Source organism: Magnetococcales bacterium (assembly GCA_015228935.1).
In the GTDB taxonomy this organism is placed as follows: Bacteria; Pseudomonadota; Magnetococcia; order Magnetococcales; family DC0425bin3; genus HA3dbin3.
This window is the reverse complement of the sequence record JADGCO010000002.1, coordinates 76,235-99,740: the sequence shown is the minus strand read 5'-3', so window position 1 is coordinate 99,740 and position 23,506 is coordinate 76,235. Positions and strand designations below refer to the sequence as shown.

The 23,506-nt window shown below is 51.5% G+C and carries 20 protein-coding genes; 14 read left to right on the top strand and 6 right to left on the bottom strand.

The genetic code is table 11. The annotated features are described in order from the left end of the window. The first annotated feature begins 28 nt into the window (after window positions 1-28). From flhA to HQL65_01645, 8 genes are all read left to right on the top strand, one after another. Complete coding sequence (flhA, locus tag HQL65_01680; GenBank protein MBF0134924.1) at window positions 29-2,317, top strand: flagellar biosynthesis protein FlhA; 2,289 nt, start codon at window positions 29-31, stop codon at window positions 2,315-2,317. Window positions 2,318-2,348: 31 nt separating this feature from the next. Further along, complete coding sequence (flhF, locus tag HQL65_01675; protein ID MBF0134923.1) at window positions 2,349-3,530, top strand: flagellar biosynthesis protein FlhF; 1,182 nt, start codon at window positions 2,349-2,351, stop codon at window positions 3,528-3,530. Between the two features lie 156 nt (window positions 3,531-3,686). Continuing rightward, entirely contained in the window at window positions 3,687-4,679 is a 993-nt protein-coding gene (locus HQL65_01670) for a MinD/ParA family protein (GenBank protein ID MBF0134922.1), read from the top strand. A gap of 12 nt (window positions 4,680-4,691) precedes the next feature. Further along, window positions 4,692-5,462 (top strand): FliA/WhiG family RNA polymerase sigma factor, encoded by a 771-nt coding sequence (locus tag HQL65_01665; protein MBF0134921.1) that lies wholly within the window; start codon window positions 4,692-4,694, stop codon window positions 5,460-5,462. Between the two features lie 100 nt (window positions 5,463-5,562). After that, entirely contained in the window at window positions 5,563-6,069 is a 507-nt protein-coding gene (locus HQL65_01660; protein MBF0134920.1) for a hypothetical protein, read from the top strand. Between the two features lie 55 nt (window positions 6,070-6,124). Then, window positions 6,125-7,279 (top strand): flagellar hook-length control protein FliK, encoded by a 1,155-nt coding sequence (locus tag HQL65_01655; GenBank protein ID MBF0134919.1) that lies wholly within the window; start codon window positions 6,125-6,127, stop codon window positions 7,277-7,279. A gap of 73 nt (window positions 7,280-7,352) precedes the next feature. Beyond that, window positions 7,353-8,387, top strand: a complete 1,035-nt coding sequence (locus HQL65_01650; GenBank protein ID MBF0134918.1) for an Rpn family recombination-promoting nuclease/putative transposase — start codon at window positions 7,353-7,355, stop codon at window positions 8,385-8,387. 324 nt (window positions 8,388-8,711) lie between these two features. Further along, complete coding sequence (locus HQL65_01645; GenBank protein ID MBF0134917.1) at window positions 8,712-9,350, top strand: FHA domain-containing protein; 639 nt, start codon at window positions 8,712-8,714, stop codon at window positions 9,348-9,350. Between the two features lie 36 nt (window positions 9,351-9,386). Here HQL65_01645 and HQL65_01640 read toward each other — a convergent pair whose 3' ends face one another. Continuing rightward, window positions 9,387-11,051 (bottom strand): serine/threonine protein kinase, encoded by a 1,665-nt coding sequence (locus HQL65_01640; GenBank protein ID MBF0134916.1) that lies wholly within the window; start codon window positions 11,049-11,051, stop codon window positions 9,387-9,389. An 89-nt stretch (window positions 11,052-11,140) separates the two neighbouring features. Between HQL65_01640 and HQL65_01635 the strand changes: the two genes are divergently transcribed. After that, window positions 11,141-11,401 carry an EscU/YscU/HrcU family type III secretion system export apparatus switch protein gene (locus tag HQL65_01635; GenBank protein ID MBF0134915.1) on the top strand — a complete coding sequence of 87 codons (261 nt, stop codon included), beginning with the start codon at window positions 11,141-11,143 and terminating at the stop codon, window positions 11,399-11,401. Window positions 11,402-11,493: 92 nt separating this feature from the next. On the opposite strand, the gene HQL65_01630 is transcribed toward HQL65_01635, so the two are convergent. Both HQL65_01630 and glgB read right to left on the bottom strand, forming a co-directional pair. After that, window positions 11,494-11,964 carry a chemotaxis protein CheX gene (locus HQL65_01630; protein ID MBF0134914.1) on the bottom strand — a complete coding sequence of 157 codons (471 nt, stop codon included), beginning with the start codon at window positions 11,962-11,964 and terminating at the stop codon, window positions 11,494-11,496. 122 nt (window positions 11,965-12,086) lie between these two features. Beyond that, the gene (gene glgB / locus HQL65_01625) at window positions 12,087-14,318 is read right to left on the bottom strand and encodes a 1,4-alpha-glucan branching protein GlgB (protein MBF0134913.1); all 2,232 of its coding nucleotides are present in this window, start codon (window positions 14,316-14,318) and stop codon (window positions 12,087-12,089) included. A 515-nt stretch (window positions 14,319-14,833) separates the two neighbouring features. On the opposite strand from glgB, the gene HQL65_01620 reads away from it, so the two are divergent. From HQL65_01620 to HQL65_01610, 3 genes are all read left to right on the top strand, one after another. Next, window positions 14,834-15,904 carry an NAD(P)-dependent oxidoreductase gene (locus HQL65_01620; GenBank protein MBF0134912.1) on the top strand — a complete coding sequence of 357 codons (1,071 nt, stop codon included), beginning with the start codon at window positions 14,834-14,836 and terminating at the stop codon, window positions 15,902-15,904. A gap of 233 nt (window positions 15,905-16,137) precedes the next feature. Continuing rightward, the gene (locus HQL65_01615) at window positions 16,138-17,358 is read left to right on the top strand and encodes a radical SAM protein (protein ID MBF0134911.1); all 1,221 of its coding nucleotides are present in this window, start codon (window positions 16,138-16,140) and stop codon (window positions 17,356-17,358) included. 123 nt (window positions 17,359-17,481) lie between these two features. Continuing rightward, complete coding sequence (locus HQL65_01610) at window positions 17,482-18,489, top strand: glycosyltransferase family 2 protein (protein ID MBF0134910.1); 1,008 nt, start codon at window positions 17,482-17,484, stop codon at window positions 18,487-18,489. Between the two features lie 56 nt (window positions 18,490-18,545). On the opposite strand, the gene HQL65_01605 is transcribed toward HQL65_01610, so the two are convergent. From HQL65_01605 to HQL65_01595, 3 genes are all read right to left on the bottom strand, one after another. Further along, a complete protein-coding gene (locus tag HQL65_01605) occupies window positions 18,546-19,238 on the bottom strand; it encodes an ABC transporter ATP-binding protein (protein MBF0134909.1) in 693 nt (230 codons plus the stop codon). Between the two features lie 96 nt (window positions 19,239-19,334). Then, the gene (locus HQL65_01600; GenBank protein MBF0134908.1) at window positions 19,335-20,054 is read right to left on the bottom strand and encodes an ABC transporter permease; all 720 of its coding nucleotides are present in this window, start codon (window positions 20,052-20,054) and stop codon (window positions 19,335-19,337) included. A gap of 265 nt (window positions 20,055-20,319) precedes the next feature. After that, a complete protein-coding gene (locus HQL65_01595) occupies window positions 20,320-20,607 on the bottom strand; it encodes a hypothetical protein (protein MBF0134907.1) in 288 nt (95 codons plus the stop codon). 84 nt (window positions 20,608-20,691) lie between these two features. Between HQL65_01595 and HQL65_01590 the strand changes: the two genes are divergently transcribed. Both HQL65_01590 and HQL65_01585 read left to right on the top strand, forming a co-directional pair. Next, on the top strand, window positions 20,692-21,729 hold the full coding sequence (locus tag HQL65_01590; protein ID MBF0134906.1) for an FkbM family methyltransferase: 1,038 nt from the start codon (window positions 20,692-20,694) through the stop codon (window positions 21,727-21,729). Between the two features lie 346 nt (window positions 21,730-22,075). After that, a complete protein-coding gene (locus tag HQL65_01585) occupies window positions 22,076-23,473 on the top strand; it encodes a hypothetical protein (GenBank protein ID MBF0134905.1) in 1,398 nt (465 codons plus the stop codon). The last annotated feature ends 33 nt before the right edge of the window (window positions 23,474-23,506 follow it).

The following is a 23,506-nucleotide window of genomic DNA, read 5'->3' as shown; positions in this document are numbered from 1 at the left end:
TTCCGGGCATGTTGTCCGGGCCGGTTTCATGAAGAGCATTTTTTCATTCCGGGCATGTTGTCCGGGCCGGTTTCATGAAGAGCATTTTTTCATTCCGGGCAGTTGTCTGGAATGGGTGGGTGTTTCGGTTGAGGGGAGATTGTCTTGGGTGGTATGGAAATTGCTGCCTGAAAGAGGATTCTTGACTATCCCTAACCAGTTCGGTCTTGGAGAGAAGCCTTTGGCAGCCACCGCTTTTTCGTTTCGATTGCCTTTTGCGCGTCTGAAAGGTTCCAGCGACATATTCATGGCTGCCGGCATCATTCTGGTGCTGGCCATCATGATTCTGCCGTTGCCGGCTGCGGCACTTGACCTGTTTTTGTCTGTCAACATTTCCATCTCCATCGTCATTCTTCTGACGACTCTCTATGTCCATAAACCACTCGAATTTTCATCTTTTCCCAGTGTCTTGTTGATTACGACACTGTTTCGCCTGTCGCTCAACATTTCGACCACCCGGCGTATTTTGTTGCATGGTGGGGAGGGGGAAGCGGCGGCTGGCGAGGTGATCCGGGCCTTTGGCCAGTTTGTGGTGGGTGGCAATCCGGTGGTGGGCATCATCGTTTTCTCCATCCTGGTGATCATCAACTTTGTCGTGATCACCAAGGGTGCCGGGCGTATCGCGGAAGTGGCGGCCCGGTTCACCTTGGACAAAATGCCGGGCAAACAGATGGCCATCGATGCCGACCTCAACTCGGGCCTGATCACCGAGGCCGAGGCCAAGCGGCGGCGGCGCGAAATCGAGGAAGAATCGGAATTTTTCGGGGCCATGGATGGTGCGTCAAAGTTTGTTCGCGGTGAGGCGGTGGCCGGTATTCTGGTGACCGTGATCAACATTGTGGGTGGTTTCATCATTGGTGTGGCTCAGCAGGATCTGTCGGCATCGGAATCGGCACACATTTATACCATCCTGACGGTTGGTGATGGTCTGGTGGCGCAAATTCCGGCGCTTGTGATTTCGACCTCAGCCGGTTTTCTGGTGACCCGTGCTTCATCGGATCATCATATGGCCCAACATGTGGGTAGCCAGATCACGGCCCGCCCCCGGGTCATTCTCATCAGCGCTGCCGTCCTTGGTTTGTTTGCCATCCTGCCGGGCATGCCCACGGTCGCCTTTGCCAGCCTGGCCCTTTTGCTGGGCGGATGGGCCTACCTGTTGTTCCGGAAGCAGGAGGTCGTGGATCAGCAGCGTGTCCATGAAGAAACCCAACAAGCCCAGGTGGCTGCCGAGGCTGAGGAACCCATCGAAAATTTTTTGGCACTGGATGTGCTTCGTCTTGATGTCGGCTATGGGCTGATTGCCCTGGTGGATGAAAGCCAGCAGGGGGATCTTCTGGACAAGATCCGGGCCATCCGGCGGCAATTTGCCGGAGACATGGGCTTTGTGGTCCCTCCCATCCACATCAAGGACAATCTTCAGTTTCGACCTGGTGAGTATGCTTTTCTCGTGAAAGGGGTTGAAGTGGGACGTGGCGAACTGAAGACAGGCCAATTCCTGGCCATGGAAGGGGGAGCGATCTCCGGGCGGATCGAGGGGACTTCGACCGTGGAGCCTGCCTTCGGGTTGCCGGCCTTGTGGATCTCGGCCCACGACAGGGAGCGGGCGGAAATGCTCGGTTATACCGTGGTGGATCCCTCCACGGTGCTGGCCACGCATGTCACCGAGCTGGTGCATACCTTCGCCCACGAAATGATCAGTCGGCAGGAGGTCCAGAATCTCCTCGATCTGGTGGCCAAAAATCAGCCCAAGCTTGTGGAGGAGCTGGTTCCCAACGTGATCAATCTGGGTGGTATCCAGAAGGTGTTGCAGGGTTTGCTGCGGGAACGGGTCTCCATCCGCGACATGCCCACCATCCTGGAAACGATCTCGGATTATGCCAAGATCATCAAACATCCGGCGCAATTGGTGGAACTGGTGCGGCAGTCTCTCTCTCGTTCCATCGTGAAGAAATATTTGGACGACGAAGCCCGCTTGCAGGTCATGATGCTGGGTGCCGATGCGGAAAATCTGATTGCCGAGGCCATCGTCGATGGGGAATATGGGTCTTATCTGGCCCTGGCACCGCGGTCCGCCAATCAGTTCTGTACACGGGTACGAGACATGGTCGAGCGGATTGCGTCCCAGGTTGTGCAACCGGTCCTGGTTTGTGGCACCCGGGTTCGGCCCTTTGTCAAACAAGCCACTGAAGGGGTCATACCGCATTTGGTAGTCTTGTCGCACAATGAAATTCCCGCCAATGTGCCAGTACATTCACAGGGAACAGTGACGCTGTCTTGAACATCATGATTCAGAATCCGGGTTTGCGCCGATGAACGACAAAGTTTCCACCTTCCGGGCACGGGATATGCGGGAAGCCCTGCAACAGGTCAAGGAAGCCCTGGGGGCTGACGCCGTCATCCTCTCCACGCGGAGCATTCGGGAGAAAAACGGGGCCTTCATCGAAGTGACCGCCTGCCCCAATCCCAATGCCGATGGGCCGGTGCCGGTCCCCAGGGAGACTCCTCCTCCCCGCAGTCGGTTTTCCGCCGTGGCCGATGATGCGCCACCATCCATGGCGGGTCGCAGTGCCGTCAGTCGATACCGCGAGCAGCGGTCACAGACACAGAGTGCTACGGCGCAAGGCTCCGGTCTGGCGGCGGATCTCTCCACCATTCGCAGTTCCCTGGCGGAACTCGAAGCCAAGGTCAACATACCAGCGTCCATGGAGCCGGATATTGCCAATCTGGACATGGAAGGGAAGCGCCGCTACAGCTATCTCCTCATGCATGGCGTGGAAGAACCCATCGCCCGCAAGCTGGCCGTGGTGGACAAGGCGGAAAAAGAACGGGGCTTGGAAGGTGCCCTGAAACGGTTTCTCAAGTTTCATGATCCCATGGAGAGTCAATCCCGGGTAATCGCCCTGGTGGGTCCCACCGGTGTAGGAAAAACCACCACCCTGGCCAAGATTGCTGCGGAATTGCTGTTGAATCGACGCAAAACCGTCGGCATGATCACCCTGGATACGTTCCGGGTCGGGGCCGTGGCCCAGTTGGAAACCTATGCCAAACTCCTGCAGGTGCGTTTGATGGTTGCCCGCACCCTGTCAGAAGTCAAAGCCGGTCTGCACTCCCTCAATAATTGTGACTTCATCCTGGTGGATACCGTCGGTTCCAGTCCCTACAACCGACGCCAGGTCAATTCGACCGGCAGCCTGTTGCCGGTCATGGGAGAGGATCGCGAAGTCCTGCTCTGCATGGCCGGCAATGTCCGGGAAACCGAACAACAAGCCATTTTCCGGCGTTTTTCGGCGCTCTCGCCAACCGGTTTGATTTTTACCAAACTCGATGAAACCGTGACGTATGGTGGTATCCTGAATGTGGCGTTGCGTGCCCGCCTTCCCTTGACCCTCTATACGGATGGGCAGAGAGTGCCGGAAAATCTGGGTTGGCTTTCGGCGCAAACCATGGCCAAGTGGTTTGATCAGCCCAAGGTCATGGAGCCGGATGCGTGAAATGGTGAGATGTTGAATACAGTTGCACGATAAATTGGTTGCATGGGTGGTCTGGAGGGAGTCTTTCCCCGGTTGTCATCACCAGATGTGGCATGCGCAAGATACCTGTTCCGGGAGCGGTTTTTTGTCCTTGAAAGCCAAGAGAGTTGCAATGAAATGATCGAAGACCTCGACAATCAGGTGGCCACCTTGAAAGAGTGGGCCAAAAAAGCCGAGCAGGAACGCAAGGCCGACAAGACCCGTGATACCAACAAGCCGGTTCCTTCTTCGGTGCTGGCGCGGCGATTGGCAGAACGCAAGGTGCCTTATACCCTGGCCGTCACGAGCGGCAAGGGCGGGGTTGGCAAGACCCTGGTCACCGTCAACCTGGCTCTCAATTTTGCACGGCAGGGCCTCAAGGTCCTGGTCATCGATGCCGACCTGGGTCTGGCAAATGTCGATGTGGTCCTGGGACTGACACCCCAACACACCATCGAAGATGTGTTGGCGGGACGCATGAACATTGCCGATGTTGCCATCGCCGGTCCGCTGGGAATTACAGTTCTGCCGGCGGCATCCGGTGTGGCGGGTCTCAGCTCCCTTACCGAGGCCCAACGCATCTCTCTCATGGATCACATCGATCATTGGAATGCCGATTTTGACATGGTTCTTGTCGATACCGGGGCCGGCATTTCCAGCAATGTACGTTATTTCATTCTTTCCGTGGAGCGAATCCTCGTGGTGGCGACACCAGATCCGGCCAGTATTACGGATGCCTATGCCCTGATGAAGGTCATGTTCATGAATCATCGCATCGATCATTTCGATCTGGTGATCAATCAGGTGCGGGCCGAACGGGAGGCACTGGATGTCTATCGGACATTGCACCGGGTGGCGGATCGCTTCCTGAGTATCGGACTCAACTATGCCGGTTATGTGCCCTACGATGATCTGTTGGTGCAGTCGGTCCGGAGACAAAAACCGGTCACTCTGCTCTATCCGGAGTCGTCGTCAGCGCTGGCTTTTTCTTCCCTGGCCGACAAGGTTCTCAATCGCTGGCATCAGGACCGGGAACGCAATGGCCAAGCCCTGTTTTTCTGGCGGCGGGTTTTGGACGAGTCGGCGTCTGCCCCGGCGGTGAACAATCCACCTTCGGCGGAGTCGGATTGAGGCATCACAGTCATGTTATCCCCAGCAGATGCAGGATCCATATCCACCCAAGAGTCGTGGGCTGGTCTGACCCGGGAACAGATCATCATGAAGTATGCCCCGATTGTCAAATATGTTGCGGGGCGGATTTCCATGCGTCTGCCACAGTCGGTGGATGTCGATGATCTCTATCAAGTGGGCATCCTGGGATTGATTGACGCCATCGCCAAATTCGATCCCGAGCGGGGCATCAAGTTTCAAACCTATGCCGAGTTTCGCGTGCGCGGGGCCATCCTGGATGAGTTGCGTGCCATGGATTGGGTGCCGCGTGGTGTGCGACATGCGGCTACCCAGATCCAGGATGTCTTTATGAAGCTGGAGGCCCAACTGGGACGCCCACCCGAAGATGGTGAGGTTGCCAAACATCTGGGAATCTCCCTGGATGAATACTTTGCGCAGTTGGAGTCGGTGCGCAGCTTGTCGGTTGTTTCTTTCGAGGATTTACGTCCGAGCCTGGATGATGACGAGTGGGATGTCCTGGATGTTCTGGCGGATCCTTTGCAGGTGGATCCTCTGGAAGCTCTAGGCTTGCAACAGGTTCGGGAGGCCTTGAGCCAGGCTGTGGCGTCCCTGCCGGAAAAAGAGCGTCTGGTTGTGACACTCTATTATTTCGAAGAGTTGACCATGAGTGAAATCGGGGCTGTCCTGGGTCTGACCGAGTCCCGCATTTCCCAGTTGCACAGCAAAGCCACTTTGCGCATGCGTGCCCGGGTTCGCAAAGTGTTGGGGTACAAACAGGAATGATGTGAAAACGTACCGGGGTGTCGGGAAATGGAATGACAGGTTTGATCGACGCGATTGACAGGGTTTGGGAATCGCGTCCCAAGGATGGAACGGGTGCGCCATGACCCTCTGGAATCTGATCGTTGTCTTGTGTCTCATGCTCCTGTACATGGGCATCGGCTTTATATTTCTTCAGATCCGCCGCCTGCGCGAGGAGATCAAATCCTCTGCCGAACGGAGTTCACCGGTGGTGACGGACGCCGAACCCGCCCTGGATCCGCAAAAAGTTGCGGACGGAATCGTGGAACCAATCCTCCAGGAGCTGGGGGCCATGGAAGATAAGCTGTTGCAGGAAATGACCGGACTGTCCAAGCAGTTTGGTGGTGAACTGGATGAAATTCGTCGGGAAATGCAGTTCATGCAACGTTCCTCTCCCTCTTCCAACAACACTTCCAGCACCGAAGTACGCAATGGAGCCGGCAAGCGCGATGCCTACCGGGAAGCCAAACTCCTCCTGACCAATGGCGTGGACGAGGAGCGGGTGATCGAGGAGACGGGCTTGACCGTGGAAGAGGTCAGTCTGCTCAAACGTCTGTCCAATCCTGACCGGGCAGGCCAGCAGATTTGATTTTCCAGAAGATTATTTTGGGTTTTACCCGGGACCCGGCAGCGCGAGATCGAGCATGGCCATGATCATTTCCGGCAAGGTTTTGCCACCGCCCGGCGATCCGGCTCCTGGCAGCCGCAATAATGCCGGACAGTTACCTTCCCTGACGCCAGGGGACATTCTGGAGGGCCGTATCAGCCAGGTCAAAGGGAGCGGGGAGGGCATCTTCCGCTTTCCCGATGGCAGTGGTCTGGCTTTTACCGGTGGCCAGGGATTGACGGAAGGAGAAAAAATTCGCCTGGAAGTGGTGCGCCTGTTGCCGGAACTGGCGGTGCGCATTGCGGGCAGTGAGTCGCGGGTGGCGGCCAATCTGGCCGACAATCTGCAACAGAGTCTGGTCCGGGTACCGGATCTATTTGCCAGATTGATGGCGACCATCGCTGGCCAGGAACCGGATAAGGGTGGGACACTCCTCTCCCTGGGCAAGGGAACTCCCCTGTTTTTATCGTTGCAGTCAACATCCCAGTCGGGCAACCGGTCTGCCGACCTGGTTGGTATCCTGCGGGACAATCTGCCCAATCTCTCCGCCGATGCCCTGATTCGTGGTGACACAACCGGCCTGGCCCGGCTTCTGGAGGGAGCCTCCCGGGAAGAGGTGACTGCTGCCGTGCGTGCCTTGCGTGAGGCAGCGGGTGCCCTGCGTTTGGCTCCTGATCCGACAGCGGCAGGAAAATCCCCGGAAAGTGGCAGTGAATCTGCATCGCTGCCCAATGCCCTGAACCGTCTGGGGGATCTTTTGTCCATGCAAAATATTTTGCCCCGGGTGGTCCCATCGACCGCAGAACAAATGTTTCTCGGCTATCGGGTATTCTGGTTGAACGAGGGGGGATTGGGAGAAGCCATCTGGCGACGGGAAAAAGAAAAACAAGACCAGAAAGGCAAAAAAGGACGTACCCTTCATTCAGTATTTCTTTCCCTGAACCTGACCCGTCTGGGTGCGGTCCAATCCCGTGTCGTGCTGGGGGATGGTCTGCTGGGCATCAGCGTTGCTGCCGAAGAAGATGCCACCCTCGTTGCCTTGCGCAGTCGTATTGCCGAGTTGCGTGCAGCCATCCAGGAGGCCGGGTTGCCCTTGAGTTCTCTCGATCTCTCCTGTCAATCCGGGGCGGTCATGCGCAGCAGTCGGTTGGAAGCCATTGGCCTTGGTGGCGGTTTTTCTGCAAATGCTTGATATGAAATGGCGTCATGGTTTTGGTCACTTGCGCCTGGCCTGCACGGCAACTTTTCCGGAGCAATAATATCCCATGAATGTGCATGATCTTGGTTACATAAAGTTGTTTTCTTGTTCCAGGATGGTCCAGGACCTCATGGATGGTTTTATCAAACAGGATTGGGTTGCCGGATTGGACTTTTCCACCTTGGAAAAAGTCAATCCGGTGTATGTCAGCGATAATTTTCAAAAGAGAATCAACGACTTAGTCTGGAAAGTCCGCTGGCAGAAAATGGACCGATGGTTGTATATCTATTTGATTCTGGAGCCGCAATCCACGGTTGATGATATCATGGCCTTGCGAACTGACCTGTATACAAAGCTGCTTTACCAGGATCTGCGCCAGTCCGGAAAAATTCCGGCAGGCCAAAAATTTCCACCTGTTGTTCCTATTGTGTTGTATAATGGGCGGCGGCGGTGGACGGCATCCATGGATGTGGCTGACCTGATCGATGATTATCCCCCTGGTCTGGAGGCTTGTCGCCCGCATATGCGTTACCTGCTGGTCGATGCGCATCACTACCAAAATGATGTATTGAGTTCAATGCACAATGTGGTTGCAGCACTGTTCAGGTTGGAAAAAAGCCGCACTCTTGCCGACGTTCGACAAGTGGTCCAGGAGTTGGACCTGTGGCTGAGGGGTTCGGAACAAAGAGAATTACGTCGGACAATTGCCAGTTGGTTGGGTCAAATCCTTTTGCCGAGACTGGCGAAAAAAAATCCCGGTATTCCGGAATCCATTCCGGAAATGAATGATCTGAAGGAGGTTCGTCTCATGTTGGCAGAAACCGTTGAAGGTTGGGTCAAAGAGTGGGAGCAGGGAGGGCGCGAGAAAGGAATCAAGGAAGGAATCGAGGAAGGAATCAAGGAAGGAATCAAGGAAGGTGGGGCTGCCATTTTGCTCCGAATTCTGCGCCATCATTTTTCCAACCTGCCCGTTTGGGTTGAGCCGAAGGTTCGTGCCGCCAATCTGGAGACCCTTGAAATGTGGACGGATCGTGCATTGAACTCCAATTCGTTGCAGGATGTTTTCGCTGACGAGACAGGTGACGGAACGCATGTTTCTTGACGAATGGTATCGAAGGATTCGATCATCTGTCCGCCATCTCATCGCCAGGATACAGGGGAAAAGAGATTCGTTGGATGCCGGTTTGGTGGACCACTCCTGGTCTGTAATGGATGGGTTGCTTCCCTGTGCAGGATGTGTCCATGAATAACTCGAATTGTCCGAGCGGTTGAAATGTTCAACTTGTTTTTGGACAGTTTCTTATTCAGGTCTGGATGGTCGTCGGTCCACCAGGTAGAATCAAGGCAGGGAGCAATGGTTCCAGATTTTTCCGTGCCGGGATTTTGAAACAGGCTTCGATCAGCAGGCACGCCCGGAGGAGACCCGATGGCTGGTGGTTTTTTTGCAAAATATTTTCAACACGTTCAATCCCAGGGCAAAGAAAAGAATGTCCATGAACCTGTGGCCCTGGATATTCGGAAGGCCATGTTGGGTTCGGGGCGGGTCGAGTTTTCGCTGTTGGCTTCCTGGGCCAACAAACATGAAAAAGATGCGTTTATCCGCATGATTCCCATGCCATTCCTGGTCGGATCTTCCGTGGTCAAAGGCAATTTGTTCACCTTGACCCACCAGGAAATGACGAAATTTTTCGAAGAAGAAAAAATTGCTGCCCGATCCGACCAGGAAGAACAAGTCATGCTTGAATGGGCACTCTATCCCCTGATCAAAAAACAGGATACTTTCGGAACCGGTATAGAAAAATTAACAATCGGTCGCGATTCTGATAGTGATATCGTCATTCCGGATTACGCTATTTCCAAGAAACACGCAGAGATACGTGTCGTTCATAAAGATTGTTTTATCAAGGATCGTGGTGCCAAAAATAAAATATATATAAATGGTGTTTTGTTGAGTAGCAACAGTGAAAGTGTGCTTAAAAACGGGGATTTGTTAAAGCTTGGCCGCTACAAATTTTATTTGATGAGTTCACAAGCCCTTTACGATATTTTCAATGCTGAAATCTAGTCTGAAAACGGGTCTACGACATGCATGTCCGTCATTTTATTTGACGATCTGCTCAAGATTGATCGTTATTTCCAGATCGGAGTTTTCGATTTTAATCCATTCTGTCCGAGTCTGGTATCCTTCTTTCGCAACCGATATATGATAAGAATCAGATGGCAGAAGCATTCCCGGTTCATATTTTGGTTTGATGTTTAAAATACGGATGGTGGCTTTGGGTGGGGTCGTTTTGATCGTAAGACGATATTGGTCTTCTGATTGGATTGTTGGTGAGGTTGCTGTCTGAGGTGGGGTTGCAGGTACCGTGTCGGGGTTGTTTTTATTGTCCTGAATTGTGGGTATTTTATCATCATCTTTTGTGGAAATTTGTCTTGTTGGGGGCAATTGCTCCCTGGATTTGTTCGGGATCGGCGGTTTGTTTGATGCCTGGGTTGTGACAGAACTGTCTGGAATAAATGATTTTTCTTCTGGAACAGACATGGGAGCCGGTGAAATTGTACCGGTTTTGTTCACGGGTCGATGGAGCAGTAAACGTTCCCCCGATGCAAACAAAGTGACACCAAAGGTCATGGCAAGCAGGGAGGGGAGCAGGCAGGTCCGTATTTTGGACAGTTCATCGCGAACCTTGTCTGGGAACGATTTGCTTTCAGGTTGAGCTTCATGATGTTGCACGGTGGGGGTATTGGACACCATGCGCATTTTTGTCAGCCATTGTTCGAGATTTTGCGGACGTTGTGTTTTGTCCAGTTTCAATCCCCAGTCAATGGCTTCCAAAAGTCGTGCAGGATAACTCCCCCTGGCCAGGGATGAGGCGGACAGTAAAGGGTCCGGTCGATTTTCGATGATGGCACAATTTCTTTGTTGGGCGTTGATGGGACGTTGACCGGTGACAATCAAATACAGGACGGAAGCCAGCGAAAAAATATCGGACCATGGACCCTGCTCGCCATCGGCTGCAAACTGTTCGGGTGGGGAATAAGCCGGTGTTCCCATGGTCGTCAATTTTTGGCCGTGAGCCATCATGGTTTGTCGGGCTGCGCCAAAATCAATCAATACAGGAACGCCATTGGGACGTATTAATATGTTACCTGGCTTGATATCACGATGAATCACCCCTGCCTTGTGAACATGAGCCAGACCATCACAAACGTGACGCAGAAAAATGAACAGGTTTTCCTCGTTCATCAATCCTTTCTTTAAAATATTTTTGGTCTGTTTTTTCAGAAAAATATCCAGTGTTTCGCCCTCTTCATAATCCATGACCATGTAGGCCGTGCCGTTTGCCTTGAAAAATCTTTTGACTCTCACAATATTCAAATTATTAAATTTTCCAAGAGTTTTTGCCTCCTGCAAAAAACGGTTCATGCCTGTTTTGAACATTTTAATGTCGGAGGAATCCTTGTTGATATCTGTTTGGGGCTGATTGGGATGGTCTCCATGGGGGGATCCGGGAAACAGCACATCCATGAAATGTTCCAGGCCCCGTTTGGAATTTTTTTGCGGGGGATGAATCGAATTCACGACCACGCGAGCATGATCCTGGCGGGTGACAATGAATCTTGGAAAAAATTCCTTGATGGCCGACTTTTGATCAAGATTGGTATCGTGGGCAAGGTAGGTGATACCGAATCCGCCTTGACCAAGGACACGCTCAATTTGATACTCAAGCAGTTGGTATTTGATGGGCAGGTGCATGGCGTTCATGTATAAATTGCGGCACGGCTCGAAGCAAGATTATTTCATGCGGGAGATCAGGCATTGTGACTGACGGCGACTCCAACACCCGGTACACCATGAAACAGGCCGTGGCTCTGCGTTATCAGAAGAGTCAGGATCCGGCACCGCGTGTCACGGCTTCCGGCAAGGGACGCATCGCTGAAGTGATCATGGAACGGGCCAGGGAGGCCGGGGTTCCCCTCATGGAAGATCCTGATCTGGTTGGATTGTTGGGCAAGGTCAATCTGGGCGAGGCCGTGCCCAGAGAGCTGTACAAGGCCGTTGCCGAAGTTCTGGCCTATGTTTATCGGATCAATAAAAGCCTGCATGCCAAATAGTCTGAAAATGCGGCCATGATCATCCTTTCGACCATGGGCAGGGGATTTTTGAAAATGGGGTCCAGGGGCTGGCTCCTTTAAATTTTATTGATTCAAATGAAAAAACACTCGACAAAAAAGGGTCCGTCATCGATGCGAAAATAGGTTTTTACGGAGGAAAAATTGACCTTGACGGGCATGATATATTGATCACCGAAGACCACCAGGGGTGGTGTCAGGGTGATTTCTCCCAGGGTATCGGCGAGGCGGGATTGGAGACCTCCGGCCACCAGATTGGTCAATTCGCCGAAGGCATCCTTGGCCTCGTCGGTCATGTTTTCGATGGGTTCGCCGGCAAAAGAGCTGCTCATGGCCAGGGCCACATGCATGGGGGCGGAGAGATGAACTCCCCCGTTCAAGGCACCACTGAGACGCACAACACCGGTGACATCGGCCTGCGGTGGCGTATAAAACTCAAAAGCCGGTTTGCGAAATGTCGGTCCCGGTTGGACTTCCAGGGAGAGGAAGGCCAGGAAAAACTCATGGACGGCCTCCCGGATGGCCTGGGCCAGTTGGTCATGCACCAGAACACCTACGGATCAAAAACAAATTGAGCCACACTCACCGACCCGAAGCCGGTCCGATTCCTGATCGGGAATCGGGACCGGCCTCGGGCCAGGTGGGTTTTTTCAGAACGGCTACGTCTTCAGGGACCTTCATCCCGAATCAGGACCAGACCTCCCAGGGGGGGAATGGTAATGGAGAGCGAGCAGGGTTTGCCATGGAAAGGGACTTCTTCGGCCACGGCACTGCCCATATTGCCGATGCTGCCACCACAATACTCGGCGGCATCGCTGTTGAGACGTTCGCAGTAGGTACCCATTCTGGGGACCCCGATGCGATAGTTATGTCGGGGAACCGGGGTGAAGTTGCAGATGATGACGGCTTCCTCACCGTTCATGCCGCGACGCAGCCAGGAGATGACGCTCTGGTCGTGATCGTGACAATCAATCCACTCGAAGCCACCCGGTTCATGATCCATATGGTGCAGGGCCGGCAACGAGGTGTAGAGGCGATTCAAATCCCGCACCAGACGCCAGACACCCTGGTGATAGGGGACATGTTCGAGCAGATGCCAATCGAGGCTGTATTCATGTGTCCACTCTCTGCCCTGGGCAAATTCGCCGCCCATGAACAGGAGTTTTTTCCCGGGGTAGCAATACATGAAGGTGTAATAGACCCGCAGGTTGGCAAATTTTTGCCAGGCATCGCCGGGCATCTGGTCCAGGAGGGAACATTTGCCGTGGACAACCTCATCATGGGAGAGCGGCAGGATGAAGTTTTCGTGGTAATTGTACAGCATGCCGAAGGTGAGTTTGTTGTGGTGGTAGCGGCGGTAGATGGCATCTTTGTGCATGTAGGAGAGGGTATCGTTCATCCATCCCATGTTCCACTTGAAGCCGAAACCGAGGCCGCCGGAATCGACCGGTCTGGAGACCATGGGCCAGGATGTGGACTCCTCGGCGATGGTGATGGCACCCGCCCCTTGCTGATAGACGAGGCGATTGAGTCGTTTGAGGAATTCGACGGCTTCCAGATTTTCGTTGCCGCCGTAGCGGTTGGCGAGCCATTGTCCGGCCTGACGGCTGTAATCCTGGTAGAGCATGGAGGCCACGGCATCCACCCGCAGGCCGTCGATATGGAACTGTTCGATCCAGTACAGGGCATTGGCGATGAGATAATTGGAGACCTCATTGCGGCCATAGTTGTAGATCAGGGTATTCCAGTCGGGATGATAGCCGAGGCGGGGATCATCGTGTTCGTAGAGGCAGGTGCCATCGAAGCGGCCCAGACCAAAGGCGTCGGTCGGGAAGTGGCCAGGGACCCAGTCCATCAGGACACCGATCCCGGCCTGATGAAACCGATCCACGAAGTGGCGCAGGTCATCCGGGGAGCCGAAGCGGTTGGTCGGGGCAAACAGGCCGACCGGTTGATAGCCCCAGGAAGGGTCGTAGGGAAATTCGGAGATGGGCATCATTTCGATGTGGGTGAAGCCCATTTCCTTGACGTAGGGGACCAGCTCTTCAGCCAGTTCCCGATAGTTCAACCAGCGATGTCCCTCTTCGGGTTTGCGTTTCCACGAGCCGATGTGGACTTCATAGATGGACATGGGGGTGTGATAGAAGTCATGTTTGGCACGATGTTCCAACCATTGACTGTCATTCCACTTGTAGTCGCTGTTGGCAATGACGATGGAGGCATTGCCCGGGGAGGGTTCGCAGGCCCGTCCGTAGGGATCCGCTTTGAGGGGGACCAGACCGCCGTTGGAGCCTTTGACTTCATATTTGTAGAGGTCGCCGGGGCGCACCATGGGGAGGAACAACTCCCAGATGCCACTTTCGACCCGCAACCGCATGGGGTGCCGACGTCCATCCCAACTATTGAAGGGACCGACCACGCTGACACGCAGGGCATTGGGTGCCCAGACCGCGAAGAGAACCCCTTCGACGCCATCGATGATTTGTGGATGGGCACCCAGGCGATCATAGATGCGCCAATGGTTTCCCTCTCCGAAAAGATAGTTGTCCATGTCGCCCAGGACGGGCCACAACCGGTATGGATCATGCAGGTCAACGGGTCCATGGCCGAACTCGGCGCGCAAAATATAGGGGAAACGTTTTTTCTGGTTTTTGATTTCCAGTGCAAAGAAGCCCCAGTCATGGATGCGTTTCATCTCGCCGACGACGGCGTTGGTTTCCTGGTTGACCAGGAAGACGTGGTGTGCGCCGGGCAGAAAGGAGCGCACGGTCAGGGTGCCTTCTCCTGCTGAATGCATGCCCAGAAAGGCGAATGGATCCCGACAGTCGCCAAAGACCACCTGGTCGATCAGATGGGAGGGGTGAAGGTTGGCGTTGGTTTCTTCATTGCGTGTCGTCATCTTTGTATTATCTCCCTGTTATCCCCGTATTCCTGGAAAAATTGAACTGTAGGACAACCCCACCTGTTCGCCCCCACGATAGAGTAGGGAATCAAATTTTTTCCTGGAAATCCTTTGGCAAAAGCTGAATGCGTCCCGTTGCGTCAATCCATAGATTCCCCGGGCAGAATCGTTCTGTCGCGGGAGATTGGCTTGGATGTATCACCCCATTTGTTGCGGGCAACTTTGCCATTGTAGCCAATTTTTCATGTCACTTGCAATTAATATGTTGAGAACGATTCCGGTTTGTTCATGCCTTGGGAGGTGTGTCTGGTACCGGACGACAGGGAAGCTGAATTTTTTTCCCCTGTTTCCGGTTCGGGGAAAATGGGAAGATGCTGAACATGGACACGGTGTCGGATATATTACATGCGGGGCAATTGTTTGATTTGTCTGGAAAGTCGTCTGCATATTTCCAGTCAGGTCCGGCGTCACGTTCCCTGTCAGGTGTCGCGTCATGTTCCTCGCCGGGATTGGTGTCACGTTCCCTGTCCGGTCTGGACGATACGGATATGTGTGAAATTTTTCAGGGAACGGCTGCCTTGTGGCCGGAACTGGCTGGTACCACGGTTCTGGTGACGGGTGCCACGGGTTGGTTCGGCACTTGGCTTTTGGATGTTCTGGTGACGGCCAATCAATGTCATGCCCTGGGGATGCAGATTTTTGCCCTGTCGCGTCGGCCTGAACTTTTTTCCCAACGTCATCCTGAACTCTTCGTGGCTCCTGGCCTGCATTGGCTGACCGGTGACGTGACCGACCGGCATGTTGCAGCCGGTCTGGATCCCCACTACGTGATTCATGCAGCCACGAACACCCATGTCAGGTTCAATGCTGAAGACCCGGCACAAACCCTGACCACAATTGTCGATGGTACCCGTCAGGCTTTAACGTGGGCGGGACCGCGTTGCAAGGGCTTTCTGCTGTTGAGTTCCGGGGCGGTTTATGGGCCTTTGGCGGATAATCGGACCGCCCATGAAGAATCCACTCTGAGTGGACCGGATCCTCTGAACGTGAAAAGTGCCTATGCCGAAGGCAAACGGGCTGCCGAAACCTGGTGTACCGTGGCCGGAAGGCGGCGTGGTGTGCCGGTTCGTATTGCACGCTGTTTTGCCTTTGTGGGTCCCCATATGCCCCTGGATGCCCACTTTGCCGTGGGCAATTTTGTGCGTGATGGCCTGCTGGGCGGACCCTTGGTGGTCCAGGGGGATGGGCGCACGGTGCGTTCCTACCTGTATATGAGTGATCTGGTCATCTGGTTGCTGCATCTCCTGGTCCGGGCACCGGTTCTCCGGGCGTACAATGTCGGTTCCCCGGCAGCCCTGAGTATTGGAATGCTGGCCGAAAAAATTGCTGGCCTGTGTGGGGTCAAGGTCCTGATCCAGGGTGAACGGCAGGATCCGGTGGATCGTTATCTTCCGGATGTGACGCGCATTGGGGAAGAGTTGGGATTGCGGCAACAGGTTTCTCTTGATGTGGCCCTGAAGAGAACCCTGCACTGGGCAGCCCGGAGTCTGCCAGACCGGTCCGAAGAGCGGCTTTCAGATTGAAGGGCTTTTTGGCACCTGTTCATGTGCTGGCCTGACGCAACAGTTTTATTGACCATGCACAACGAAAATGTTAAGTTCGTTTCCATGAACAACAACGAATTCATAGAGATGGTTGGCGAAGCCATGAAGAAGATGCTGCCGAGGGGGAATCAATGGGAGTCGGGTTCAGATCAGTTTTCTTAGATCGTTCGCGAATCATACGGGGGGGCTTGCAGTATGCGTATCAGTTGATCATGCCCATGTTGCCCCTGCGACTTGATTATTCTGATGTCACGTTTGTGGCGATGATTGAATTTACAACCAAATGTAATCTCCGTTGTGTTTATTGTAATAAGAGTTCTGATGCAGAAAAGTTTCAGAAAGGCATTGATCTTCCAGAGGAGTATATCTTGGCGACGATTCAGCTCCTTCGGATGCGGGGATTGAGCCAGATCTACCCAAATCGCATCGGAGAAACAACGATGCGAAAAGGATGGGAACACATTTGCCGCAAAACCTTGGATACTGGAATTGCGCATATCATCGTAACCAACCTTGCCCGCTTGCTCACCGATGATGAAGTTGAAGTACTTGCCCGGTTCGCAACGATTCAAGTGAGTGTAGATACAGCAGACCAGAAGCTGTTCTCGAAGATTCGACGCGGTGCCAATCTGCCGACCGTTCTTGAAAATATGGAACGTATTCAAAATTCTGCACGACAAATTGGTGTGCGAGGGCCAGAGTTTTGGTTCAGTATGGTGGTTTCGGATAAAACCGTTCACGGCTTGGAGGAGACGGTTCGGTTGGGTATTCGGAATGGAGTAACGGGTTTCTACTTTTCAGGGATGTACAAGCAAAAGGACATTACCGGGGCGTTTAACGTGTACCATGTCAAGACCCTTCCGAAACCAGAGCTGGAGAGCGCCTTGCAATCCCTTGAAAGTGCCATTGATCTTGTTCGGAAATCCGGATGTAAAGCAGATGTGCATTACGGACTCCTGGAATCCATCAGAACGGCAATCCCGGTTTCGGTTCAGGACAAAACATCGAAGATCGACACATCTTCGGATGAAGATCCTGGTTGGGAGTCAACAAGTGTTGTTGAAACAGGTCTGACACGTGATTGTCTTGACCCTTGGAAATTTGTCCTTCTGTGTGCCCAGGGGGAGGTGAGACCGTGTTGCGCCTATGACAAACCGATTGGCAATATCAACGACAATCCGCTCCATGAGGTTTTGAATGGGACAGAAGTCAAGGTATTGCGCCAGAATCTTCTTCAGGGTCGTCTGGAAGGAATGATGTGTGCGCACTGTTCCATGCGAAACCCAATCCAGATCAATCAGTTTCGTATTAAATTGAAGGCGTTTCGCATTTATGGTTTATGCTGTCGTTTCCTCGGGCACAGGGTAGCGAACTGGCTTCGGTTGACCATGGCACCCTTATTGGGTATCCAGATGGGAGATTTGCAAAGATGATATAAATCTATTTGAAATTGGAGAATCAAGATTCCTGTTGCAGGTTGTTCCAGTTTCAGAACGATGATAACATGATGTTATCGTATGAAAACGAAGTTTCCAGTGATTTTCTGAGAGGTTCTCATGTCTGACCCTGGACAATATCATCCACATCATCCACGAGTCAGTATCGTGATTCCAACTCTCAACCGGGCAGCTCTTGTGGGGCGAGCCATCGCCAGCGCACTGTCTCAAAGCTATCGAGACCTGGAAATTATTGTATCCAATAATGGTTCTACAGATGATACCCGGGAAGTGATGGGTCGTTTCGCAGACCCCAGATTACGGATCTTCCATCGTGATGTCACGATTCCCGCCTGTGAGCATGGAAATTTCTTGATTTCTCAAGCACGCGGTGAATTTTTTATTGGTCTGTCAGATGATGATTATCTTGAAAAGGACTTCATTGCCAAATGCGTGGCTCACTTCGACACTTACCCGAACCTGTCTTTTGTGTATACGGGATGCTGGATTTACTATAATGACCTGGCCACGAGAGCCTTGACTGGTCCGTTGGTCGAAAGTGGAGTTGATTTTATGGCAGCCGTTTTTGCCGGACAGCGAGATGTCTGCTGGTGTGCGTGCGTCGTGCGCACATCCCATTTGAGAACAATAGGTGAGATTCCACCAGGCAATTTGTTTGGGGACATGTTTTACTGGACCAGAATGGCTTTCATGGGAAATGTCGGTTGCATTCCCGAACCGCTTTCCAACTATATTGCTTTCAACAGCAATTGGGTCAATGTTTCTACAGGTGTTTCCATCCTGGAATGGGCAAGAGAGTCTCAAAAAATCATCAGCGAGGCCTGTCGTGTCGTTTGTCAATTTAATCCCACACGTCAAAACATCTCTAAAATTCGCCGTGATGCCGATGCCTACGTGGCGCGATCCGTTGCAAAGCGATTTGTCTTGAAAGCCATCAACAGTGGCAAAAGCCGTGATCTTCTCTATTCACTTCTGCCAACCCTTCCATACCTCCGGTATGGATCATTCAATGATTTAAAAGGCATCGCTGCGGCACTGCTTCTTCCGAGAAAACTTCTATGGATTTTGTTTGTCAGATTTTATAAAAAACGCTACATTCAAAATTAACTTCAGAGGCGTTTCTTTGTCTATTAAAAAAAGGCACGAAATCCGCAGAGAGACTTCTATGATATAAAAACTTCCTTGTTGGCTATTTTCTTTGATAACTCCTCGTCATGGGTTACAAAAAGAATGATGGTTCCTTCATTTTTTAATTCCAGCATGCGCTGCAAATTTTTTTCTTTGAATTCGGCATCGCCGACCCCGAAAACCTCGTCGGCCACGATGACATCTGGCTGACAGTGAACCGCCACGGAAAATCCCAGCCTGATATACATGCCACTGGAAAAATGTTTGACCGGTGTATCCAGAAACCTCTCTACACCAGAAAACTGGACAATGGCGTCAAATTTATTGCGTATCTCGGCCTTTGACATGCCCAAAATCGCTGCGGAAAGAAACACGTTTTCCCTGCCGGTCAGCTCGGGATGAAAACCCGCTCCCACCTCCAGCATGGGAGCCAGTTTTCCTTTGACCATGGCGCGTCCGGACGTGGGCGGAATCACCCGACTGAGAACTTTGAGCAGCGTTGATTTGCCGGCCCCATTTTTTCCCCTGATGGCGACCACATCTCCCGGGACCGCATCGAAGCTCAGGTTCCGGAAAACCCAAAACAAATCATCCGATTTTTCTGCAGCAGGCGTGAAAAAATGGGCAACCAACCCGGATATGGATTCTTTCAGACTGGCGGGCGCACGGGCCACTCGGAAACTTTTCGACAGCGATTCCACGACGACCTTACCATTTCCAGGCACAATCTCCTCCTCAGGGAAGTTGTCAAATCACAAGATGGTTTTCAAAAATGAACGACATGAAAGACCGTCATGGGTTCCGGCAACAAATGGGACAGCCTCTTAAATTCTGTCCACAAGAACACGATCCATAAGAAGGAAGATTTTCATGGATATCGGTACCAAGAGTATTGTCGTCAAAATCGCAATGACCGATGCCGTTGAATCAAATGGGTGTCCAGGCAAAAGTGACCACCGGAACCCTTCTGCCACGCCAACAAATGGGTTAAGGGAGTACAGGAGCCGCCATTCAATGGGAACATTGATCAGTTCGTAGCCCACCGGGCTGGCAAACATGCTCATTTGCAAGGCGAAAGGCAGAGCATGTTGCACGTCCCTGTAGTAGGCGTTCAAGGCGGAGAGGAACAAGCCCAAAGAGAAGGTCAACAGGAATAGCACCACTGTCCACAATGGCAACGCGAACAATCGCCATCCGGGCCAGATTTCGTACCAGGCCATCAAACAGGCCATGACTGCCAACGCCACCACCAGTTCTGTGGTGAGTCCTACGATCACGGATAAGGGAATATTTGCTCTTGGAAAATATATTTTGGTTACCAGATCCCGATTGTTGACCATGGAAGTTGTTGCTTCTGACATGGCCAGGGAGAAATATTGCCACGGTACAAGCCCTGCCATGACGACCATCAGGTATGGGGATGACGAAGAAACTTCCATGCCTGAAACCCTGCCGAATACAAAAACCAGAACCACCGCCATAATCATTGGCTTGATGGCAAGCCACGCAATTCCTGCCAGTGTTTGTCTGAATCTGACCGTCATATCCCGTATGGCCAACCTGAAGATCACCTCCTTGCGGGAGACCATTTCGGCCATGTAGGACACGACGGACGGAATACTACCGTCATTTGTATACTCTTCCACCGGTTTGGGCATTCTGCCTCCACTGAACACGATGTGTCTTCAGACCTGAAAAATAATATTAAAATCGAGAATCCTTGCCAGTGTAGCCAATTTTTCATACCACTCCAATAGTGTCATGGACCTGTGAAATGAACGCTTCAACGTTTTCTGCTGATTCGCACCTTTATGGCTCTGTTTTTGCCACTTTTTTCCGGGATTTGCCCCGTTTGAACAAATCCAGGAACAAATGGCGGTGCCATATACGCTGCATGGGGGCAAAACGGTGAAACGTCATCAGTGAAAAAAAATCCTGTTTTCGATCAAGAGAAAGTGAGAGGATATCGACTTTGGGGGTGATGTCGAGTATAAATATTTCCGGGACGATCATGCTGTGTCGTTCAGGGTGTATTGTTTTGTTTTTATTTGCTTTCCACATGTCCTGGATATCCAGTTTGTCGTGGGATTTTTTCATGTGAAGAAGGCTTTGCAATGGCACAGTCCGGAATCTGCCAGACCGGATTGATCTGGAAACCAGGATGAACAGGGAAACAGGGCAATGTTGCCGGTCATATACGGAGCAGGAAAAACAGGTCAAGATATTCTGCGATTTCTGCGTTCCCGGGAGATCGAACCGGTTTGTTTCATCGATATTCGGGCCGGGCATATGCCTGTTCTGGATGGATTACAGGTTTTTTTGCCCGAGACGGCCTCTCTGCATGTGACCTGTCGTGAGGTCGAAGTCATCGTCGCCATTCACAACCCTGCCGTTTCTGTTTCAGCACTCGTTGAATTCTTGAAGGGGCTTGGCTTTTTGTATATGACCACGTACTTTGATTTCTGCCGTGCGCATGCATGGTTGCCAGAAAACGCCTATTGGCTCAACACAAACTTCGATTGGATTGCTGTCACACCATCGGTAACCAAAGCGGCACTTTTGTTTCAGGACGATTCCAGCAAACGTACATTCTCGCAGCTTGTCGCGTTACGCCGGTTCGGCAATTATCAAGACCTGTCGCCTCCCGATATTGCCAGACAGTATTTTCCCGAAGATGTACCACCTTTGCCGACTCCCGTTCGTCTGATCGATTGCGGAGCCTTCGTGGGAGATACTGTACAAAACTTTGTTGCAAATGGTATTTTATTGGACAGTATTCTGGCTTTCGAACCTCACCCTGACCATTTCAAGACACTTTGTACCGTATTGGAAAAGATGAACCAAGGTCAAGCCAGGCAGGCCGGAGTCTGGAGTGGAACGAATCGCTTGAATTTTTCTCCTGAAGGGAGCGGTAGTGCGCATCTCTCCCCGTCCGGGGATCGTGTCATTGACGTGGTTTCCCTGGATGATGCGGCCATGGCCTTTGCTCCCACTCTGATCAAGATGGATATCGAAGGTGCCGAATTGGAAGCTTTGCAAGGAGCCAGAATTCTGATCGAACGGTATCGACCGCGTTTGGCGATCAGTGTTTATCATACTGTAGATCATTTATGGTCCATTCCCCTTTTTCTGGCAGAATTATCTCTTGGTTACCGTTTTTATCTTCGTTGCCATGCCCATAACGGTTTTGATACAGTTCTCTATGCGGTTGCTTCATAAGGAATGTGTCAATGAAAATGAAGCACATTCCGGAACGAGTCAGGCAATCTGCTTTCAGTGATCCAGATCTTGAGGAGTTGCTTATCGGACAGTACCACTGTTCGTGTTCATCAATATGCCTCTGGATCCCCAAAAAATAATGGAACTCAGAAGCTGTCCATTTACACTCGGATAAAAAAATTGGAAAGAATGATTTTATTTGGGCTTAAGTCACAAGCCCCGCCAGGAGGAAGGTCACAGCCCTTCCTCCTGATCCTCCATCCCCGTTTTTAATTATTTTTTTAAATCAACAAGTTATAGGACAGCCCCTGAGAGCGGGACAGTCAGGCAGACAGGATCAATTCATATGACTCACCAGTCTTTTCAATCTGATAAAAAAAATGAGGGCCAGACATGGCTTTCCAGTGGTCGAAAGAATGTTCAAGGCATCGCCGATCCATTAAAACTGCTGCAAATCTCAGTCTATCTTGTTGTTGTAGCAACGGCCATTGATATTATTTTTTTTTCCATGAAGTACGGTATTGATAATTTATTTGATTTTTTTTACTTCCAAATGAAGCATGATCGCTTTGCGGATTTGATAAAAGTTTCGCTTTCGTTCAAATTTATTACATTGCCATTATTAAATAAGACGGCATTTGCCAGTTGGCCTCAATTGTATCAGGACTACCTGATACACAATCCCTACGGCGGTATTAGCAGCCTTTGGGCGGGAGATTTGACTCATTTTCATCACCCTCCATTTTCACAGTTCCTGTTCACACTTTGCGCCTATTTTATCAGTTCAACACAGAATGCAACAATTGCTCTATGGGTCTGGTTTGGCTTCTATATGCTGGGTGTCATTTGGCTTTCTCATGGTGTTCAGCACCCTGGCAACCGATCTGTTCGATACAAACTGGTAACGGTTATTCTGTGTCTGGTGACCTATCCTGCCATGTTGGTTTTTTCCAGAGGGAATTATAACGCCGGGTTCACCTCAATTCTAATCATTTTATTTTTGGTCCACTGTTTTGGACAACGCAAGGTCAGCATGGGAAGTCTGTTGTTCCTGGCTGTTGCCATCAATATCCGTCCGGTTGCGTTGATCTTTTTGTTTGCCCTCCCGGTTGTTTTTGGCTTTAAGGAGGCAGTTGCGAAACTTTTATTTACCCTTGCGTCCTCTCTATTTATCTTGACTGTTTTTTTCTTGATTGAACAAACACTTTATCCGGATTATGTGATTACCAATTTTTTGCGTGGATTGGAAATTTACAAAGTTCATTACATAATTGGTTCTTTGGGAGATTCCTTCAATGCGTCACTCTGGTCGCTTGTCAAAAATGGTACACATATGGCAAGTTTGCCCTTGAACCATGGAGATCAGTGGTCTATATTTCTGTTGGTCAGTTTCATGGCAATGATCCTTGCGATTTTGAGCATTCATGCACACAAAAGCAAGCCGGCAGTCGTCTCCTTTGTTCTTGTCTGTTTGTATGTACTCCTGGCACCCATTTGTGCCGAGTACCACTTGCTGGTGTTTGTTGCACCCTTGCTTATCCTTGGTCAGATAAACTCGAAAAATATCTTAACCAATCAGGATCGAGTTGTATTTATTGTTTCTGTCTTTATGCTCGTTCCGAAAAACCATGTCAATTATGTTGGCATGCCATTAACGTCCATAATCAATCCTCTGATTTTATTGGTCTCTTTGTTTCTGCTTCAAAACATGAGCTTACGTTCAGCACTGGTCAAAACGGCTTAGGAGTTATCCGGCATGCTTTTTTTTCAAGCAAAA

Excerpts from the sequence above, each read along its gene's own strand:
- flhA (MBF0134924.1), top strand. The coding sequence starts at position 29 with ATGAAGAGCATTTTTTCATTCCGGGCATGTTGTCCGGGCCGGTTTCAT.
- flhF (MBF0134923.1), top strand. The coding sequence starts at position 2,349 with ATGAACGACAAAGTTTCCACCTTCCGGGCACGGGATATGCGGGAAGCC.
- HQL65_01670 (MBF0134922.1), top strand. The coding sequence starts at position 3,687 with ATGATCGAAGACCTCGACAATCAGGTGGCCACCTTGAAAGAGTGGGCC.
- HQL65_01665 (MBF0134921.1), top strand. The coding sequence starts at position 4,692 with ATGTTATCCCCAGCAGATGCAGGATCCATATCCACCCAAGAGTCGTGG.
- HQL65_01660 (MBF0134920.1), top strand. The coding sequence starts at position 5,563 with ATGACCCTCTGGAATCTGATCGTTGTCTTGTGTCTCATGCTCCTGTAC.
- HQL65_01655 (MBF0134919.1), top strand. The coding sequence starts at position 6,125 with ATGGCCATGATCATTTCCGGCAAGGTTTTGCCACCGCCCGGCGATCCG.
- HQL65_01650 (MBF0134918.1), top strand. The coding sequence starts at position 7,353 with ATGAATGTGCATGATCTTGGTTACATAAAGTTGTTTTCTTGTTCCAGG.
- HQL65_01645 (MBF0134917.1), top strand. The coding sequence starts at position 8,712 with ATGGCTGGTGGTTTTTTTGCAAAATATTTTCAACACGTTCAATCCCAG.
- HQL65_01640 (MBF0134916.1), bottom strand. The coding sequence starts at position 11,051 with ATGAACGCCATGCACCTGCCCATCAAATACCAACTGCTTGAGTATCAA.
- HQL65_01635 (MBF0134915.1), top strand. The coding sequence starts at position 11,141 with ATGAAACAGGCCGTGGCTCTGCGTTATCAGAAGAGTCAGGATCCGGCA.
- glgB (MBF0134913.1), bottom strand. The coding sequence starts at position 14,318 with ATGACGACACGCAATGAAGAAACCAACGCCAACCTTCACCCCTCCCAT.
- HQL65_01615 (MBF0134911.1), top strand. The coding sequence starts at position 16,138 with ATGCCCATGTTGCCCCTGCGACTTGATTATTCTGATGTCACGTTTGTG.
- HQL65_01610 (MBF0134910.1), top strand. The coding sequence starts at position 17,482 with ATGTCTGACCCTGGACAATATCATCCACATCATCCACGAGTCAGTATC.
- HQL65_01600 (MBF0134908.1), bottom strand. The coding sequence starts at position 20,054 with ATGACGGTCAGATTCAGACAAACACTGGCAGGAATTGCGTGGCTTGCC.
- HQL65_01595 (MBF0134907.1), bottom strand. The coding sequence starts at position 20,607 with ATGAAAAAATCCCACGACAAACTGGATATCCAGGACATGTGGAAAGCA.
- HQL65_01590 (MBF0134906.1), top strand. The coding sequence starts at position 20,692 with ATGTTGCCGGTCATATACGGAGCAGGAAAAACAGGTCAAGATATTCTG.
- HQL65_01585 (MBF0134905.1), top strand. The coding sequence starts at position 22,076 with ATGACTCACCAGTCTTTTCAATCTGATAAAAAAAATGAGGGCCAGACA.